Origin of the sequence: Acinetobacter sp. TR11 (genome assembly GCF_027105035.1) — a bacterium.
Classification (GTDB): Bacteria; Pseudomonadota; Gammaproteobacteria; order Pseudomonadales; family Moraxellaceae; genus Acinetobacter.
The window spans coordinates 2015804-2035259 of sequence record NZ_CP114256.1; the positions used below are offsets into that span (position 1 = coordinate 2015804).

15 protein-coding genes are annotated in these 19456 nt (G+C 41.0%); all 15 read right to left on the reverse strand.

What is annotated here, in order from left to right:
• Window positions 1-23 precede the first annotated feature (23 nt).
• The gene (locus O1450_RS09620; protein WP_269228239.1) at window positions 24-1940 is read right to left on the reverse strand and encodes a hypothetical protein; all 1917 of its coding nucleotides are present in this window, start codon (window positions 1938-1940) and stop codon (window positions 24-26) included.
• Window positions 1941-2008: 68 nt separating this feature from the next.
• Window positions 2009-4534 carry a hypothetical protein gene (locus tag O1450_RS09625; RefSeq protein WP_269228240.1) on the reverse strand — a complete coding sequence of 842 codons (2526 nt, stop codon included), beginning with the start codon at window positions 4532-4534 and terminating at the stop codon, window positions 2009-2011.
• Between the two features lies 1 nt (window position 4535).
• A complete protein-coding gene (locus O1450_RS09630) occupies window positions 4536-5876 on the reverse strand; it encodes a hypothetical protein (RefSeq protein WP_269228241.1) in 1341 nt (446 codons plus the stop codon).
• Entirely contained in the window at window positions 5873-8458 is a 2586-nt protein-coding gene (locus tag O1450_RS09635; RefSeq protein ID WP_269228242.1) for a hypothetical protein, read from the reverse strand. The genes O1450_RS09630 and O1450_RS09635 overlap by 4 nt, the downstream gene beginning before the upstream one ends.
• Before the next feature lie 3 nt (window positions 8459-8461).
• Window positions 8462-9040, reverse strand: coding sequence for a hypothetical protein (locus O1450_RS09640; protein WP_442865366.1), 579 nt, complete (start codon window positions 9038-9040; stop codon window positions 8462-8464).
• Between the two features lie 27 nt (window positions 9041-9067).
• A complete protein-coding gene (locus tag O1450_RS09645; RefSeq protein WP_269228243.1) occupies window positions 9068-10291 on the reverse strand; it encodes a hypothetical protein in 1224 nt (407 codons plus the stop codon).
• On the reverse strand, window positions 10291-13836 hold the full coding sequence (locus tag O1450_RS09650) for a hypothetical protein (RefSeq protein ID WP_269228244.1): 3546 nt from the start codon (window positions 13834-13836) through the stop codon (window positions 10291-10293). Before O1450_RS09650 ends, O1450_RS09645 begins: the two co-directional genes overlap by 1 nt.
• A gap of 4 nt (window positions 13837-13840) precedes the next feature.
• Entirely contained in the window at window positions 13841-14761 is a 921-nt protein-coding gene (locus O1450_RS09655; protein ID WP_269228245.1) for a LamG-like jellyroll fold domain-containing protein, read from the reverse strand.
• A 5-nt stretch (window positions 14762-14766) separates the two neighbouring features.
• Window positions 14767-15075, reverse strand: a complete 309-nt coding sequence (locus O1450_RS09660; RefSeq protein ID WP_269228246.1) for a hypothetical protein — start codon at window positions 15073-15075, stop codon at window positions 14767-14769.
• Window positions 15068-15493 carry a hypothetical protein gene (locus tag O1450_RS09665; RefSeq protein WP_269228247.1) on the reverse strand — a complete coding sequence of 142 codons (426 nt, stop codon included), beginning with the start codon at window positions 15491-15493 and terminating at the stop codon, window positions 15068-15070. The genes O1450_RS09660 and O1450_RS09665 overlap by 8 nt, the downstream gene beginning before the upstream one ends.
• A 10-nt stretch (window positions 15494-15503) precedes the next feature.
• Window positions 15504-15911, reverse strand: coding sequence for a hypothetical protein (locus O1450_RS09670; RefSeq protein WP_269228248.1), 408 nt, complete (start codon window positions 15909-15911; stop codon window positions 15504-15506).
• 93 nt (window positions 15912-16004) lie between these two features.
• On the reverse strand, window positions 16005-16679 hold the full coding sequence (locus O1450_RS09675) for a phage adaptor protein (RefSeq protein WP_269228249.1): 675 nt from the start codon (window positions 16677-16679) through the stop codon (window positions 16005-16007).
• Window positions 16679-17554 carry a RyR domain-containing protein gene (locus O1450_RS09680; RefSeq protein WP_269228250.1) on the reverse strand — a complete coding sequence of 292 codons (876 nt, stop codon included), beginning with the start codon at window positions 17552-17554 and terminating at the stop codon, window positions 16679-16681. Before O1450_RS09680 ends, O1450_RS09675 begins: the two co-directional genes overlap by 1 nt.
• 75 nt (window positions 17555-17629) lie before the next feature.
• Window positions 17630-18103, reverse strand: a complete 474-nt coding sequence (locus tag O1450_RS09685) for a hypothetical protein (protein ID WP_269228251.1) — start codon at window positions 18101-18103, stop codon at window positions 17630-17632.
• Between the two features lie 63 nt (window positions 18104-18166).
• On the reverse strand, window positions 18167-19456 hold the full coding sequence (locus O1450_RS09690) for a phage capsid family protein (RefSeq protein ID WP_269228252.1): 1290 nt from the start codon (window positions 19454-19456) through the stop codon (window positions 18167-18169).

A 19456-nucleotide genomic window follows, 5' to 3' on the forward strand; every position in this document is an offset into this window, starting at 1 on the left:
AACCTTAGAGGGGGATAAGCTTTTTAAATAGCTTCCCAAGAAGATGGACTATTCGGATCACCTCCTTTGAATTTATAACCACCCTGAACCTGTCCTACTTTTGGACCATTACTGGTTTGATTATTAATTTGTGTATTTACGAACTGCTGAGTCTGAGTATCAAACAATTGTTGTGGCTGGTTAATCAAACCACTTTCTTTGTCATAAACTTGACCACCACCCACAGTCATATAACGATCTTTACCTGTATCAGCTTTATTACCTGCATAACGATTAATTTTTTCTTGAATGGATTTACGATCCTCATCTGATTTCGCAGAATCATATTGCTCATACAATTTCTCTAATCGTGCTGAGTTACGAATGCCAAAACCTTTCTCAGAGGCATTCAGATTAAATTCACGATTAGCCAAATCATTGGTCGCTTGGAACTTTTGTGCATCAAAACCTAAATTTGCATTAAATCGGTTATTAGTACCTTGCTCGCCTAATTCAGCACGATAGTTCTGCCCAACTTGCCCCATTGCTTCACGCTGTAAAGCTGCAACATTGTTTGCATCAGTGGTATAACGTTGGTTGGCACGATTGTCTTCACCTTGTTGTAGATCGGATAAGGTACGGACTTGGTTGGCAGTTAAACCTCTCGCCCCTGCAATCGGTGTGCTTGCTGCACGAATTACAGCTTGACGTTCAGCTTCCTGTGCTTCATTACGTTGAGGTGCTTGTATAGGATTATTACCATAACCTCGCATACCCAAGCCAATATTCATTTCACGCTGAGCGATTGCATTTTGAATCTGCTGTTCAGTTGGTCCCATTTCTTGAGTATTGGCAAATAAATTTGCTACCCCACGTGGATCATTCACTGGTCGAATCCCACCAATAACATTACTGGCTTGTCCCTCTGGTATGCCTTGCTCTCGCGCTTGAGTTGCTGCACTAGGATTAACATAGCTAAAGCTATTTCCTTTTTGCTGAATCGCATAAGGATTATCTTGTACAGAATTTTGCTGCTTATCCTGTGGTTGCTGCTTATCCTGTGGTGCTGTAGCAGGCTTATCAGTGAATGGGTTCGTGGTTTGACTACCATTTTGTTTGGCATTAAATTCAGGTTGAGTTGCTTTTGCTTCACTTGCAATACGTTGTTTATCTGCATAAAACCGTCCAACTTGTCCAAGAGTTAAAGCATTACCTAAGTCCGAAGCATAACCCAATGCGCGAACACCAAAATCTTTAGCAAACCCTTTTGCTGTACCTAAATCTTCTGGTGACTGATCGCCTAAACCAAAACGCTCTCGATAATCCTCACTAGGCGTAGCGGCGTTTGCAAACAATGCCGAAGTAGCAGCTAAAGCACCACCACCTTTTACAAGTTTACTATTATTTACAAAGCTTCTTATACCACCGCCAAATCCGCTTTGTGCTGGTGTTGGAGTGGTTGGCGTTGCTGATGGTGCGCTGGCTGCTGATGGTGCGGTTGATGTTGCTGGAAGTTGACGATTAATTGGTGTTACATCACGCATTTGTGGACCACCAATTCTATTTTGTTGTGCGCGTCGAATATCATCTGCGCTTGGGTAGATACTTGGCACTAGCCCACCATTTGCAAAAAATAACTCAGGTTTATTTTGACCAGGCTTAAAACCCAATTGAGGTTGATTAACTGTTGTATGCGTTTGGTTTTTCATGGCATCAAGCGTTTGCACACCCACCGAATGAACTTGGTCAGGCGAGAGTTGGAACTCACCGTTACTAAGATTAACTGGCGTGGGACTGCCCATATTTTTTAAATTATCTGTACCAATTTTTTGGGTAGAATCGGCAGGCATAATATAACTCCCTGCTGGAACATTTTTTTTAACATCATCAGAAGTGCCAGTACCCGCACCTTGAATTAGTCCATTTTCATCTTGCTTTGAACGTTTTTTTAAGCCGTACATGACACTTATTCCAATATAAATATCATGTATGGTTAATCAAAAAACGCTATAGGCGTTAGCCTTACAGCCTAGTAGCTATAGTTATGGCTTGTTGATTCTGACTCGCTTTCACTATAGCTTGAGCTTGTAGAACCTCCAGCGCTCATACTTGCTGAAACATGCATAGCAGACATTGCACCTGCGGCAAGTTGTGAAGAATATTGTCCAACCGCTTTGGCTGCTTCCAGTGCTAGTTGTGCTTTCTGAATTGCATTTTGCATATTAGCTTCATACTCCTTGAGCTGCATTTCTGCAAACGCAATATTGGTACGCACGTTCATGTCTGCATATCTGGATTGAGTCTCGCTGTTTGCAATATTTGTACGCAAATTCATATCTGCATAACGCGCATGGGTTTCAGCAAATGCGATATTGGTTCGGCTATTCATGTCAGCATAACGGGCTTGCATATCCGCATTAGCAATACCAACACGCATACGTGAATCAATATAGCGGTTGTATACATCAGTATTCGCAATTGTTGTACGCAAAGATAAATCCGCGTATCTGGAGTGCGCTTCCGATACTGCAATCGCTGTACGTGATTTCATATCCGCGAAACGAGCTAAGGATTCACTATTTGCAATACCAACACGCATTCTCATTTCAGCAAATTTGGCTTGTGCATCAGCAAACGAAATTTTAGTGCGTGCTTGTGAATCAATAACGCTGGCTTGCGTACTTAGTTTTGATGTTTCAGCGCTAACTTGTGCCTTAAATGCTTCAACTTGGGAGTTAAATGCCGAAGTTTTACTTGTGACTACAGACATTTGAGCATCTATATCAGCCTTATAAGCATCTACATTCGCTGTATATTCAGCTAAACGTACACGGGCAGCTTCGATCCGCAAGTCACCTTCTTTTAACTTGATATTAGCTTTTGATGAAACGCCCTCAACAGTTGCTGCATACATACGAGCAAGGGATTCATACATCGAAGCTTTGGTTGCCTCGGCCTTTACCTGTGAGTCGTATGCATCAATTTTTATTTTCTCTGCATTGACTTGTTCAGAAAATGCCTGAACCTCAGATTTATATGCATCAAACTTTGTTTGAATAAGCCCAGCTTTTGCCGTAGCACCTTGAACCAATGCCTTGTAAATCTCAACATTGGTTAAGGTCGCATCAACCTTGGCTTTAAACATATCCACTTTTTGCTGATTAATCTGACCAATGGCAAGTTGAGCATCAATCTGTGCTTTATAGGCTGTGATTTTTGAAATCGTTGCCTCAATTTTTGTTTTATAAACAGTGATTAAAGATTCAAATGCAGTATTCTGAGCATTAAACAAACTAATCTGAGCATTCAATAGACTGATTTTGCTATCAACATGAAACTTAGTTAATTCGAGCGTATTAGCAACATAGCTCAACCACAGGTCTTGCTTCATTTTTTCAAGAGCCATACCCTGCTCAGTCAGAAAACGGATATGTTCAAGCTGTTTATCAAATGACTGAACCATAATGTCTCGGTTTATGTCAGCCAATGCCAATTTACCCTGATCACGAATATCTGCAACCTGTTTTGCAAGCATACCTTGTGGCATTGAAAAGCCACGACTCGCCCACTCCGTTACAGCCTCTTGTACTGATCGTTCAGTTTCTCGGCTTGTACGCTCTCTCGCCCGATTGAACAAAGCTTTTTCTACAGCTTCAGGCAAGCCTAAACCTGCATGACTACCATCTAACCATGCACGTATTTCAGCAACCAGTGGGCTAATCGCATTATCAGCATTAAAAGCATTATAGTCCTGACCAATAACCATTGATGCATTAGCAATAATTGAGTCAATATTATCGGGGAACGCTATATTAAATTTTGGCGCTTCACCTTCAAAAATTGGGATTTCATCGAATTGAAAATTTGGTAATGTGATCTTTTCTAAAGCTTCAATTTCTGGCATGGTGATGGTTGGCGCATCAGGCATTTCAACATCATCATCTATTTCAGGTCTTAATGGCGCAGTACCAGCATTTATGGTTGGAGCATCAGGTAAGTACATGATCGGTACATCTGGTGCGCTAGGCATTTCCAAATCACTTAAATCAATCGAACTCAATAACTGATCAATATTGACAGCGATTGGCATAGTGCCTTTGTCAATATTCTGAAATTCAAACGTTGGTAAAGTTGGAAGTGTAATGTTTGTGTCAACATTAGGGATTTCTGACGCGGATATAAAATTTGGTGTGGTTAAATCATTCTGTAAAATTGGTGCATCAGGAATAGTGACTTCAAGACCGTTAAATTCTGGTGCTACCATTTCTCTTGGTACTTGTATATCCAAATCAACAATTGACGGCTTAGGAAGTTCAGCTTTTAATTCTGGTGCTTGGATACCTGATATGGGCGCATAACCACCTGACGCAAGCTCAGGTAGTTTGGGTGGGGTTTTAACAGGATCAACTTGAATATTAGATATTGTACCGAGTGCCTGAGACACTTCGTTAGCATAACCGTTGGCTTTATTTTCAAGGTACTCAAGTTTGTGAGTAACCTCGTACATAGTGCGATCAATGATGTTTTTACTATTATCGTAGCTACCTGTAGACATCTCATACTCTCCGTTTAGTAGCTGTCATATCAATTGAGAAGTCATTGATATAGCCATGCTCACCTGATATTTTTATTTCAAAACTAAAGTGCCGACCACGTAAACCACGACCAAATAAAACCCGACCATTAGTAAGATAATTAGATGGTTCTTTTGGTAGGCTATAAAAATAGGTTTGTTTGGTGCCAGTTTGAGTTGTGCTAACGCCAATTTCCAACTTTTTAGAACTTCCAGATAATTCATATTCAAGATACGCACCTAGCGGATGAACTAAGCTGCCTTGCCCTAAATCTAATTGACCTGTAACCAATTTACCATCAACAGATGCATTAGCATCCAAGCGATAAACGCCATCATCTGCCACACCATAAAGCACACCATCAACCACAGTCAGATCACTAAAGCCATAATCCTGATAGCGACTCATGGCCCATGTATCAACATTGGCAGTCCAAGCATAGCCATATTGCTTTTCTCTTGAATAATCATCTTCAATAAAAACAAGGTCATTGACCAATTGCTTGGCAATATTTTTGCCACGATTAAACTCTACAATGCTAAGGCTTTCATGAATTGATTGTCTTATTTTACGCTGCTGCTTTAGCAACTCATTGATGCTGATTGTATCAACGACACGTTGTTTAGCCTTTGTGCGCTGCGTATATTGTTCCGCATACAACACATTGTCGGTAATAAAATCAGAGTATCGGGTGACACAACTGTCCTGTGCTTTCAGTTTTTCAGTAATCGCTGAGCGTGATATTTTTTTTAGTCTATAATTTTCTTGATAAATAATATGCTCATTCGTAAAAGCTCGTAATTTAGACTTTAAAGAAGTATCTGAAACATCAAGCACATCAGTCATTGAATCTTTAAGACGCGCAGTTGCTTTGAAATTCTCTTTAATTTTTAAGGCTTCATTTAACTTAGACAGACTATATTTTTTAGTGTTGAGATTTTCAGCAATCAACAATCGCTCAATATTTATATTTCGCTGTTTATCTTTTTGTGTTGATGCAGAGCTAATATTATCTTGAATTAATGACTTGGCACGTAGTCTGGTTTTAAGGTTGTCAGAGACGATGATTTGATCATGGATAAAATCAACATGGCGTTTACGCCCCACACATATATCAGTAACGCCAATACTATCTTTTATAGGGAAAATAGCAGAATCAACAAACTCATCTGCAATTAAAACAACATCACCAGACAGCACAGCAAGCAGATATAGAGAATCTTCTTTAATTCTAATGAGTTCTTCTGTGACTGCTTTGGACTTACCCATCGTGTTATTGGAATATGCAATCGTTTCCTGAATATCATCACGATACAAAGTCATTCGTTAATTACTCCAATAAAATGATATACAGACTTATGTTCAACCAGACTTGTATAACCCCACTTATAGCGACGATTGTTTTGGTCTGTTTCGGATATGTTGGCATATTCACTATCACCAAATACAACCTTACAGGTATCTCTATAGAACAGGTTGCCTGCATTGTTTGGAGACATCCTGAAATAGCCATCGTCAGGCACATTGGTAAAAACCTTAAAAGGTTGGTCAGTTGCACTAAATGATAGATCACCTGTTGTTTGAGCGCCTTTTATATCCGTCTTAGAATATTCATTTACCTTTGGTTTGCCACCACCACCACCATAGTTCCACTGGTTCGAGTCAGGATGGACAAGCCATGTAATGTCATAGGGTGTTGATGGTAGCCAAGGTCCTTGATCCGCAAAGTCTGAAACTTCAGTTGGATTGTATTCCTCAATTTCCACCCATACAGGGTTTCCATTTATGGGTTCTGGTTTACCTGTTCTCTTTGGGATTGGGCCCACCCATGCATATACAAAATCATAGGTCCAGTAGATGTATTTATATGGGTCTTGAACGTAGAGCAATTCCAGTCGCTCATTCATACTGGTGCTTGATGTGGTTTTCTTCTTGGCCAGCAATATGGAATTACGGTCAAAGAATGGAATGCAGATTCCTATTGCTATGGATTCACTATTATAGGTAGTGGATACTGTTTTATGGGTGAAATAGCGGTTTCTCCATACCTCACCGTTGCATGAGCCAGGAAAGAGAAAACTAAAATAAGGCTTAGTATCAAAGCCTTTATCCTCACCAACAATGGTTGTCTTGATTTCAGTGGGTGAAAAGGTTTCTCGATAATCAAGATCACTGGTATAGAAGTATCCTTGTAACGATGTGGGCCCAACACGCTCTAATTGTTCCCATGAACCAACAATCATGATTCGTTCAAAATTATCACTATACTCGGCGATATATGAACGCCAGTCCACAAAATACTTAACAACTTTCAGGCTATCGCCAACATAGTAACCATACATGATGGTGTCGCAGTTTGGCTTTATATTCTGGCTTGTTATTTTTTCTGGTCTAAAATCAAAAGAGATACAGCCTTTCATCTTTACATCAGGAAATTTTATTTGTGGCTGTTTTTGTGGTAAGGCGTTGTGGTACAAATAGCCATGACCAACCTTAACCACTCTGCCTGTATGATCGGCAATTGGTGGTAGTTCAAGATTATCCCAGTAATCCACATCAACAGAGGTTACACCTAGGGGACTAAGTGAGCTTGTTAAAGCCTGCTGATAAATATCTTCCTTTGATACACGACGTAATTTATAAAGAATTGCTAAAGTTTTCTGATCACCCTTGGGTAGCAGCTTGAGTAATGCACTTAGATACTTTGAGACTGCGGTAGCTTGTTCGCCGACAACATCAATTTTGTCTAACCAACCCCAGCGTTTAGCAGCCTTGAACCTAAAACTAGCTTTATAGGCAACACCATACTTAATTCCATCCTCATCAACAGAATATGCGGTATTAAAACATTCCGTACCTGATGAGTTAAATGTCCAGCCACAAGCATCTGAATAAGCAATATGCTCATAAAAGTCAGATGAGTCACATACCTTTATAATGACACCAGCTCTTTTCCATGCATGGAAATCCTGTTCAAGCAGTGGCATTCCCTCACCGCTTGGCATTGCTCCAAATCTGTCTAAAATTTTTAAGACTTCCTGATCGCCAACTTCTTCAATATATTCACGAAACGCGACTGTTGCCGTGATCGGAATGATTGGCAGTGGCATTGCCCATACACCACTTGGGTCAATTTTTACAAGCCAAGGCTTACTCTCATTGTCAAATACAACACCATTGGTATGATAAAACTTATAGTCGAACTGGAATTGCCCCAATAGCGGAGGAATACCGCTATAGCAAGGCAGTCGAACATCATAGAGTTCATTAAAAATCTTATCCAAATACTTAGGTGGAACGATGTATTGCGCTCGCTCTAAGTTGTTTTCAGGTAAAGAGTCAAGCAATTGAATACCATAACCACCACTTATTTGCATCACTTCTGACATTGCACCGCTATACCATGCTGGGTACTGCCCTGTATATTGTGTGGTTATGACATCACTTAAACCGTTGCCAGCAAATTCAGGGCACAGAGTTGGATGCGGCTCAATGACGAACCTTTTTAAAAATAACTGTTTTGATGGTAGTGGATTGTCTGAATAATTGTTTAATCGACGACGGCATTGTTCAGTAAGCTTAATTCCAACACCGTCATCCTCCATTACATTTGCACGGGTGATAACACCACTGAATAACATAGGGATATAAAACTTAATTAGCCCATCAAATTCAATTACATACTCAAACGTTCCCTTGTTAGCAATCGCCTTTAAGATTCCGCCCATATCTTGCAATATGACATAACCACCATCAGGCAAGTTCCTGACCTGCCTGATACTGTCTAAATTGGATACGGTCTTTTGGTTTGTTAGCTTTTTAAGCTGATGGTCAATGAACAATCTGTCATTTTCAGTGAGCTTACCATCCAACACCAAAAGCCCGTAAGGACGTGGGCTGTGCATCTGTTACGCTGCAGTAAAACTCAAGCGATAACCAATTTCATACTCATCGCCATCTTGGAATACACGCGCTGCAGCATATTTAGAAGCTGAAATCAACGTACCTGTCGTTCCGCCTTTTGTGCTATTTGTCAGCATTGCTGCACCAGTTATAGTGAGCTGTGATGATGTAGCAATAGTCACTTTGGCAACTGAGGTGAAATTGTCAATCGAGTTGGTTGATGTGTTTTGCGGTGTCCATTGCGGACGTGTTGCGTTGGTATAGCCCTCTGTCATACTCACGATTTCGGCAGCAACGGCTGGGAAATTGGCTGCTGTCCAATTCGCTGCTGGCGCTGTTGCACCGCTAAACAATGCAAGATAATAGCCTGCTGGTTTTGCAGTTGTACCCATTGCCACATTCAGTAAGTGTGCAAGCCCCTCATTAACAACAAGGTTGTGAGTTGTCTGCCATTCACCACCATTCACACGGTCAAAGTATTCACCTTGCGCCATAACGCCCTGCTTAGGAAAATAAATACCTTGTTCCGTCATCTCGTAATTTTCGGATTTCAAATCATTCTTCAAGTCTTTCACGTTCATCATTAGATACCGTATAAGTAAACAATGACATCACGTTATAACAGTAGTGATTCTTCTCCCTAGCCTTACAGACCTGCCAGACTTTGCAACAACCCCTTGTAATACTCCAGCCTGCAATTCAATAATTTGACCACTTGACGTACCAAGTATATAGCCGTTCTCTGCCAACCAAAGCGCGGTATTGTTACCACCTTGCGATATATCAGACCCTATATCATTGTTATCAATCGCTATCGCACTGTTAGGCACTGGTGCATGAGAGGTCTTTGCCTGAAAAGTCATGTCCTGCGGTTTATTTCCAGTTAAAAACACCACATGAGTTACTTGACCAACCCAGATACCACCATCAACTGGCAAGACAAAAGTAATACGTTGAGGCATAACGACAAAGCCAAACTTTTCATCATGAAGATGATATGCTAACGGCTCTGAAAATCTTAAAATATTCTTATCTGCTGTAATTAAACGACCTTGCCAATACTTCATATATCGACCAGTCGGCATAGGTGAAAGCCCCTTAAATCGTGCTGCCATACCTAAGTCTAAACTGCTAATGGTAATTGAAGTTGTACTGATTGGATGGTCAGAATGACGCAATAGCTCGCCACCATTCCGATCAGATACATAAACCCTTACATGCGTAATAGACTGGTCAAAACAATAAGGCAAATTTACTTGAATGCTAGAAAATGATGGATCATCAAGATTGGTATTCGATGTAAGCGTGATTTGATCTGATACAATTTGCGATAAAGCGGATTCTTGCTGATCACGCAACCATGAAATAGCCACACTATAAGTTCCACTTTTCAATGACCCTCCACTATCTAGCATATTCAACATTGGTGTAGCAGGTGTATCTATCGTTAATGAACGAGCATTTTTCCCATCATATGCCCACAAACCCAACTCGCTTGCAATGTATACAAGATTATTGACGACTTCATAACAAAGTTGAGTATGACCGATTTCAGCTAATACTTCGTGCTGCCATGTTTGTGGATTTAATTTAACAAGCTGATTATCAAGCGTTGCAAACACATCTTTATGCAGTGGGCTTTGCCAAATATTTTTAAAGTTCAATGCGGATACCTGAGAAGCACCCTTGCGTAAAGCAATCCGCCCTGTATCTGAAATATCTACATTCAGCGCATCACGCACAAATAGTTTTGGTGCATCACCACCACGCTGCAAAGCATCATCAGCAGAAACATTGTTCATCCCTGCAATCGGAAATAATTTTATGCCTGCCATTAAAAACCACCTTTCCTAAACTGATCCGCATTACCATCGGGTCGGATATAATGTACCGCTGGTTTGATATTAGGAACGCCTTGGCTAAATGCGTCAAAGCCTACAGGTTGAATGCTCTGGCTTGGTTTTGGCAAAGGTGTTTTAGTCACCCTCATGCGCTTATCGAAAGCGGTATAATCATATTCACAAGCAAATGAGTCAAAACCATCGACTCTTAAATCACGTACTTTAAGTGACACCCAACTCTGCCCGAACACCTGACTATCCAATCCCCCGTAATTTGCACTAATCAACTCACCAATACGCAGCCCTTGCCACATAAATGGGGTATCGTTGTATTTTGGCTGCCCCATTAGAAGTGCATCAAATCCACTAATGTTTAGTGTTCTATTCCTATGCTCAATTGTATTCTTGGGAACTTCAAGAGCATCAATGCCTTTTGGTTTTAATAATCTAGGGCCCTTATCATCTAGCTTGATTGCTGAATCGCCAAAAGTGGTCATATCATTGGAATCAAACTGTTCAAGAACCTGATTAAATGGACCAACAATATTGACACCCATTCTTAGACTGGTTATTCCCTTATCAATTGATATATATTGTTTTTTTAGTGATAATTTATGTCCGCTTCCCATGCCGCTAACAGCACCGATACCCGCAGTAATCCTACGATGCTGTAAAGAGATTGTTGCAAATCCGAAAACTTCACCTGGCGGCCTTGCCCCACTATCACTATTTACATAATGCAGGTTTGCTGGTTCATGGTTTTGGCGTGCCTGTGTTGGCGAATCCATTACCGCATAAATTGTATGTGGAGAAAGCCTTGGTTTGGAAACAACCATCGAATCATTTATAGATGGCGCTTTAAGCACACGGTTTTTTAAGCCAATGCTGTGGCTTCCAACAGTTAATTCTTGGATACCTGGTTCTACTAAAATCCCATTTGACTGAGCTTTTGCTTGACCAATGCTACTAGCGTTAAACCCATTCGGGGAAATCACATTCGACCTCACGAAAGGACGTAACACCTGATCTTTAGGTGCAGGTATTCCATGTCCTTCCATTTGAGCTCCATCTAAATCAACAGCATTGAGCCAAATATGTTGGGGGTAGTATGGCGGTATACCTGTCTTAGTGACTTTGGATTTGCCAAACGCTGACTGATTAAAACTAATCACCCCTATCTTTTTATTCCGATAGTCTATTTCAGACTGCCCAAACAACTGATTATTTGCACCAATTTGCTGTAATGATCTCCATTGCGTCCGAACAAATGTATTACCAAATTCTTCACTATTATGTCCGAACACAGGTATTTCAGGTGTTAGGTTACTAACTGTTGGAAACCCATACGCATCTCGTAGCGTCCAGCGTGGAGAAATGATATTCCAGTGGATAGTTAATGATGGATTACCAAATGCCATATAGTCATCATTGCGCCCAACCTCATCTATATAACGTGTATATAAATCAATTTTATGTAACGGTATTGGTGGTGGTTCGATACTATGTCTGGATTCAATAGATAAGGTGCGGATGCGGTCACTGATCATTGGCAGGCCCATTTCAAGGCTTTCAAAGTTACCTACACGTGGATAGTAGCGTCGCGTATTCTCAACTGAGCTACTCTCTATGATCTGGCTATTAAATCCACTTGGGGAAATCACACGTGCATCATTGTAGACAACTGTCCAACCCGATATATAGAGTGGTTCTATCCCATCCAGCTTTAATGATCGTACCCGATCCGCAATCAGTGGTCTATCAAAATTAAGCGCATTAATCCCTATCGGCTGTATCAGGCGAGCATTATTTTCAATGATTCCATTACCCAAACGGCTTTGATCCGCACCAATAGCACCTATGACCTTGTTCCGATTTTCAATGCTGGTCCAGCCATCAAACCTAGGTGGTGTGAGTCCGCTATCTGCATCAAATGTCTGAATAATGTCTTGTCTTAGATTCCAGAATTTTGCTGTACCGAAACGTTGTGATTGATCAGAGTCATAGGTAAAGAATCCTTTTGGTTCAATATATTTAGTACCTAGATCAATACTGGATAAACCAAACGCATTACTAAAGCCTTGAGGATATAACGACTGTGACACTGGGGTAATTCGTTCGCCAAATAATGTGGCCACAAATCCAAAAGGCATAATTTGACGAGCGCCACCGACCTGATGCCGTGGTATCAATGGCGCTTCAATTGAAATAGCCTGTAATTCTCGTATCCCATATGAAAACCATGCACCATAACTAAATGCAGAATGGTCTGCACCAAGCGCCAATATATTACGTCTACCATGTTCAATACGTTGCACACCAAATGCTGATGCATCAATTCCAGTCGGTGAAAGTGTACGATAACGAAACCATGTGTCGTGTTCACCAAATATTTGAGAATCTACACCCTTACTGGTAATTGTTCTGGTGAAATTGGAGATAAATGCATTACCGAAACTATTGGAATTAAAACCTGCTGGACGTAGTTCGGGCGGTTTTTCTAGTTTAGATGACCCGAATTTCGGTTGATAAAAACCAGTCGGTTTTAATTCCCGATGACGATAACCAATATCAGCACTTAACCCATTCAGCGAATCAAAGCCTGATGGGTGCAATGATGGTGATTTATTCTGTATTGTGCTTTCACCAATGGATTGAGAATCAAACCCTTTGGATGTAATACTTCTTAAATTACTTTCTACAGTCGCCCAGTCACTAAGCTGTGCTGCATCAATACCATTAACAGTTAAGATTCTTCTGGTGTTTCTTAATGCTGTATCACCAAAAATCCCACCCTCTATACCCTTGCTATCCAGTAAAATCCGTTGAGTCGGGTCATATATTGTCGGATAGCCAGCATTGAACCCATCGACTACGGCAGGTAATAAATGACGTGGACTGTGTGATACCCAAGCAACGCCATACAATGAAGTTTCAAACCCGATTGGGCTTGGACTACGTTGTATGAATGGCTGACCAAAATTATCAGACTTGATGCCTGTAGGCGCTAAAAACCGTGGTGAAACGGTGGGACTCGGAAAACTTGGTGGTGCGATTCCCTGCCCTTGAATATACTGATCCGCCCTTGTATTGATTACATTGGGCGTTCCAGTCTGTTGAGATGAAATTCCACTGGGCGTGACATACTTAACGCCACCCATAAGAAATGGCGTACCAAATGCCTGAGACAGGAAGCCCCTGTTATTATTGTTTATGTACTGCCTAGAATTAAAAACTTTAGGTAGTGAAAACGATAAGCTATTGAACCCTGTTGTTTTAATCTCTTTATTTTTATTAACAACTGTAGGACTACCATAGCCAGAGCTGTCAAAACCAGATGTTTGAATTTTCTGATTAAAGACTAATTTGGGGACACTGACTACAGATGATATAAACGAAGTGGTTTCAATATACTGGGTAACTGCTGGTGTATCATCATGTATGTATTCAACAACAAACTTAAATGGTTTTTTTAAGCTGGACGGTTTCTCATCAAACTGATTAACAAGTGTGAGTGAAAACGGTTTGTATTTATTATCCATTTTATCACCCTGTTATTAATCCCAAACCGTATAAGTTTTCTACCTCAGCGTTTGTAAGTGCTCTTTTGAAAAATGTTAAGTCAGATAAATACCCACGCATACCAAAATAACTATAACTCGCGTATGCAGGAAATTGAAAGTTTGTACTGGTTGAAATAGATGTGGGTGGAGCAGAATAAGTTGCGCTGTACCATACCCCGTTTATGTAAAATTTATATGTACTGTTTGCTACATTATATACAACAGCAATGAAGCTGGTTCGACCGATTGCTAAGCCATAGCTTATCGAACGACTACCGCCTGGAAACTGGAATGAGTTTATTGATGCCCTCATATTCGCAGTACCTTGTGATGTTGAAATCCAGTTTGAAAATAACCAGTTGTATGAGGTAGCCGCTGTCGGATGCACCCATGCAAACCATGTAAATGAGTTCATCGTTAGACGTTGCAAGTCACTTGGTGCAACAACATTGACCTGTGACACTGCCTCGGCACTAATCGCAAATCCTGCCGCCCCTGCATGACCTTTACGCAACACTTTACCGCGATATACCAATGCTCCTGTATTACTAAAGGTCCCATTTACATGAGCCGTTCCCACATCATTTACTGTAGTCCCTGATGCCTCGTCAAGTTTCCAGCTATATAATGGCTCTAGCGTTGTTAAATAGTCATCAAATGTCACACCTGCGGCTGCAAAGACCTGATCACTAACAGCTACTTCGCTGCCTCTACGGGCAACTACCCGATAATAATATGTAGCCCCGACAACAACAGTTTGATCAAAATAAAACATTGTTGTTAAACCAGTAACTAATGCTGCTGGTAGATTATTAACATCAGGTATTGGTGACGTTGATCTATGAATGTCGAATGAATCAAAGTCACCAAACTGAGCAAACTCTAAACGAATACCTGATCCCATATTGATTACTCAGTGATTAGCTGGCCGAACACATCCTCATTTGCCCAATAGCCTTTCTCTTTATGCCATTGTTCATAGGATTCAAAAAATGCCATGGCATCTTGGTAGCACTGGTCCTGAACAAAACCAATAATCCATTCCATAACATTGCTATGCGACTGCTTTGATTTTTCTACAACAAACATCTGGAACTTGGGCAAATGAATCAGAATATCCCACCGACATTGCATATTGGGCTGATTGTTGCCTAATCGCTCAGAATCAAAACCGCCAGCACCAATAATCATTGGTGTTGGCTTAGGTTCTTCACTCATCTTTATTCTCCAATCGAGATTGATTATTCAAGACGATTTTCTCAACTGCATTATCAAATACTGATGTGTATTTGCCTTGAGTTGCTGCATCCATACATGCAGTCAATGATCGTACTGCTTCAACAGTCGTGAGTGGTTGCTTTAATTGTGCTGATGCAACCGCAAGATTGTCAGCAATATCCTGATCTGTGACCACACCATTGCCCAACTGGTCATACATGCCTGAATACATGCGTTGCCATGTCTGCAAATTGTTCTGTAGATTGCGACCTTGCTCCACCCAAAAATCACGCTCAATAATTAAAGCAACCTGTTTCCCCTCAAGCTGCTTAACACGTTGCTGTAATGCAAGGTTTTCTTGTTCAAGCTGCTTGCATTTTTCACACACACCCAACGACTTTTTAAAAATATTGAACATAATCCACCCATTAAACCTTGAAGATTTTGTTCGTACCGTTGTCCCAAGTCACGATAATGTCACCACCGTTAGGCGTGATTGGTAGACCTGTTGCAGTATCAATAATGGCAATCAGTGGACTGGTACTTTCAGTACCCGTATCTTTGTAGATCACAATCGCTTCAATAGATGCACCAGACACGGCAGAAAAAGTACAATCCGAAGCATCGGCAGCACCACCAGTAGTGGCTTTGGAAGTCAATGTAACTGGACCTGCTATTCGGGCTGATGATGAAATATCTGATAGATATTGGTGTGTAGAAGTTTGTGGAGTATAGCCACCGAAATCAACCAGAATCACCTTAATAGTATCGGTCATCCAGTTAATATTAGATTCTAAAAAACGTTGTCGGCAGTAATCGTAAAGCGTGTTAGCCATGATAAAAATACTCAATACCTTGTGGTTAAAGGTATTGAATCATTGCCTAGCGAAATTTCTTAGCCTTACAGGGGTGCTTATGTCACAAGAAAGTCATGGCATAAATGGAATAACGTTATGCGGTATATCCTCACGTGTCATACGTCGTAAATCACTATCAGGGCGTGGGCCAAAGTAATCTGTAAACTCTTGTTCTGCTAAAGCTGAACGATTAGGATCGAAAAACTCTGAATCAGGCACGCTGAACGCTTTATGTAAGACCCATTGAATTAAATGGATATGATGAATCTGATTGATCTCTGGCTTATCCGTATCATTTTGCATTGCTGACAATGGCACACGATAGCCTTCCAATTGTAATTCACCGCCTACATCAGGAATTGGAACAAGACGAATACCTGTATCATCCTGAATAATGTGTTCAGGTTTACCCTGTTTCACTCGCCAATTCTCACCATCATAATAATGATCGAGTAATTCAGCTGACATTAAAGTCAAGTATTGCCCTTTTGTTCCATCGCTTGGCTGAAACCACACTCGACTTAATTCATACAACGATTCATGTAGTTGATAACGAGACGAACCAATCAATACACCAATTTTACAAACATCATTGTTTTGGGATTCATATAATAAACGACCACGTATACACGCTTCATTTACAGCATCATTCAGCCAATTGATTACAGCATCATCATCAATAAAATATGGTTCTACTTTATCATTGGCTTCAACACGAAAGCGGTTAATCAATTGGCTAAGTTGCATTACACCACTCCAAACTGTTTGATCATTTCAATAACCTGACCTTGCAATGTTTTTACACTATTACTGACTTTCAGGTTTTGATCATATTTACTTTTTGCATACTGGATCAGGCTTTGTTTATCTGTAATGCGACTTATTGTTTCAATTTCATCTAAAACAATAGCTTCCTGTTCATCTTCTTTGTCATGTTGCTTTTTTGCAGCATCCAAAATTTCGGAAGTATCATCGTTTTGATGGCTTGTATCACCATCTACAGCTTGCTCATGACGCTGAAACTCAGGGTGTTTAAGCAGACTGCTTGCAAGATTGCTTGGTACAGTTCGTACTTGTCCACGTGCAAACACTAAATTTGAGCCATACAGATTATCTACATATTGATCCTTTCGACCAACGTATTGAATTGCAATCCCTGCTGATCCGAGCATTGTTGGTTTTGTAACTGCTGTAGCTACTGACGCGACCAATCCTGATTGAACCTTAGCTCGTAAATTTTTAACTTCATCTGACAATGCCAAGTAATCTTCAGGATCAGGCAAGTGCTTAACCAAATGCACCGTTGTACGGAATAAATAATCCTTTGCCTTTTGCTCAATCGGTAATTCATCATAAGGTAAAAAACATGGATGCTCTTTCTTTTCCGCGTCCTTAACCTCACCATAGGTCCAACCTTCCGCTTCTTTTTGTGCATACCACGATTCATGTGATTGCTCAGGTGTTGCATCAGGATTTGCAAGATGCATTTCCACACCAGCGATAGCACTTTGTTTTTGCCAGTCTGGTGCATCATCCCAAGTAGGCTGACTATCATCACCTAAAGATTGACAGTACGCTGCGTTAATCACATGACACATCATCGCTATTGCAATAGTTTTCATATCAGTTCCCTTTTTAAAATCTTAAAAAAAGGCGATGCAAGCCAATAGAACTCACATCGCCAAAGCTCAACCGAATTAACGAGGGCCTTTCAATTCACCACTGACAATAACCTTAATGTCGCTTGCTTTAGCATTCGCAGCTACAGCAGTGGTTAAAATTAATCGTGCTGGTTTAGGTAAGGTTACTAATTTACCTGTATTAGCTCGTAATCGACCTGCCGTTGCAAGATCACCAGCACTAATAAAATAAGCAGCATCTTGAGGTACTTCCGTACTATCAGTATCAGCATACTTAAAGCCAAGTGAACCTGTAATGGTGGCTGTCATACCTGTTTTAATCAGGATTTGAGCATCATCAAGGCGCATACCTGCTGGTAATCCACCCAAATCAATCACATCACCACTTGCCACCGCAGCCGTAGAATCTGAATCAATCACCGCACCTGTGGCATTGGTTGCTAACGCAAATAGCAATGTTGTTGAGTTACCAAAAGGCGAAAACCCACCAAACTGACCGTACCCATTCGGCTTTTTCTTAATTGTCGCCATGTTTAAATCTCCAAGGATTAGGATAATATTAGGTATGCCCATAACTAGACATACCCAAAACAATTACTGATAAGCACCAATGATAGGCACAGCCGTATCGACTACAGTTACACCATAGTCCGTAAACTCTTGACGATCCCCAGTGTTCACATCAAAGCGGATTTTCGACACACCGCGAATTGCACCAATCAGCACCTCCCACTTGTCAGCGTGATCCAAGTCTTTTTCAGACCAAAAGAATGGTGCGCCTGAATGTTCCGAAGATGCCATTGCTTCTGCAATCGCTTGTCCACCCAAAATGATTGAACGGTCAATTGCATGTGTCACACCAAAGCTAGACGGAACAACTGCACTAGATTCTGTTTCACTATCATAGGCAGCACAGTATTTAACAACATCGCCTGCATAGAAACGAATCGGACGCGGCATTTTACGGATGATAAATCCATTCCACAGACCAACATCACCCATGAAAAGCGGATGTTGTTTCGCTTGGCTTGCACGGGCAAACGCTGCCGATTGGAAAGAACGGAAACCAGGTTGAGCTGCAAACTTGTTGTACTGTGCTGGCGATACAAGCCACACACGCAATGGCGAATCTTCTGCGTTTGCATCACCCTCAAACTTACAAATCGGTGGTGGTAAAGCAATCTGATCCAAAACAGTTTTCATTGAATCAACCGAATCCATTGTAAATAAATCGGTAGTATCAATATCAACTTCGCCAGCATTCACAGTGAATTGCTTCACACCAGCACCATCAACAATATAATGGCGGTTTTTGGTTGGGGCTTTGATACGATTCACCATGATTTCATTGAAATTTGCATGGTCGGCTTTTGGAATCACCCACTCGATGTTGTTGTGAAAACCACGCGCACCAGCCATGTGAACCAATAGCGATTGGTCGCAATAACGATCCATCAAACTTTGTGCTACAGGACGGCCTAATTTACGCAAGTCAGCAGGGCTGCGAATCTGTGACATCACGTTACCCAAGTCTACAGGGAAACGTGCTTGGTTCACACGCAAGCGATCTTCATTCAAAGACATGCCCACGCCACGACCTTCGGCATAAGCACTACCCATAATTGGATAAGCACCTACAGGATTCAGCAAATGGAAAGTTACTTCATCACCACGCCCTTTACCCAAATCCTGAACACGAACAATAGGCATGTGTTGAGTGGTTTGTTTTCGCAATGTTGCATCAGCACCAGCTTCGCCTTTAGGCATTTTTCCCGCCAAAAGGTTTAAGGTACTGTTACGTTGCATGTGTGTAGCGAACAAGCCAACGGCCTGTGTCACCATATTTGTCTTATCACCGTAAGCGGCATTGGTTTTATTCGTCAT

Bases quoted from the DNA above. Each gene is read 5' to 3' on its own strand.
- O1450_RS09620 (WP_269228239.1), bottom strand. From the start codon at position 1,940: ATGTACGGCTTAAAAAAACGTTCAAAGCAAGATGAAAATGGACTAATT.
- O1450_RS09625 (WP_269228240.1), bottom strand. From the start codon at position 4,534: ATGTCTACAGGTAGCTACGATAATAGTAAAAACATCATTGATCGCACT.
- O1450_RS09630 (WP_269228241.1), bottom strand. From the start codon at position 5,876: ATGACTTTGTATCGTGATGATATTCAGGAAACGATTGCATATTCCAAT.
- O1450_RS09635 (WP_269228242.1), bottom strand. From the start codon at position 8,458: ATGCACAGCCCACGTCCTTACGGGCTTTTGGTGTTGGATGGTAAGCTC.
- O1450_RS09640 (WP_442865366.1), bottom strand. From the start codon at position 9,040: ATGATGAACGTGAAAGACTTGAAGAATGATTTGAAATCCGAAAATTAC.
- O1450_RS09645 (WP_269228243.1), bottom strand. From the start codon at position 10,291: ATGGCAGGCATAAAATTATTTCCGATTGCAGGGATGAACAATGTTTCT.
- O1450_RS09650 (WP_269228244.1), bottom strand. From the start codon at position 13,836: ATGGATAATAAATACAAACCGTTTTCACTCACACTTGTTAATCAGTTT.
- O1450_RS09655 (WP_269228245.1), bottom strand. From the start codon at position 14,761: ATGGGATCAGGTATTCGTTTAGAGTTTGCTCAGTTTGGTGACTTTGAT.
- O1450_RS09660 (WP_269228246.1), bottom strand. From the start codon at position 15,075: ATGAGTGAAGAACCTAAGCCAACACCAATGATTATTGGTGCTGGCGGT.
- O1450_RS09665 (WP_269228247.1), bottom strand. From the start codon at position 15,493: ATGTTCAATATTTTTAAAAAGTCGTTGGGTGTGTGTGAAAAATGCAAG.
- O1450_RS09670 (WP_269228248.1), bottom strand. From the start codon at position 15,911: ATGGCTAACACGCTTTACGATTACTGCCGACAACGTTTTTTAGAATCT.
- O1450_RS09675 (WP_269228249.1), bottom strand. From the start codon at position 16,679: ATGCAACTTAGCCAATTGATTAACCGCTTTCGTGTTGAAGCCAATGAT.
- O1450_RS09680 (WP_269228250.1), bottom strand. From the start codon at position 17,554: ATGAAAACTATTGCAATAGCGATGATGTGTCATGTGATTAACGCAGCG.
- O1450_RS09685 (WP_269228251.1), bottom strand. From the start codon at position 18,103: ATGGCGACAATTAAGAAAAAGCCGAATGGGTACGGTCAGTTTGGTGGG.
- O1450_RS09690 (WP_269228252.1), bottom strand. From the start codon at position 19,456: ATGACGAATAAAACCAATGCCGCTTACGGTGATAAGACAAATATGGTG.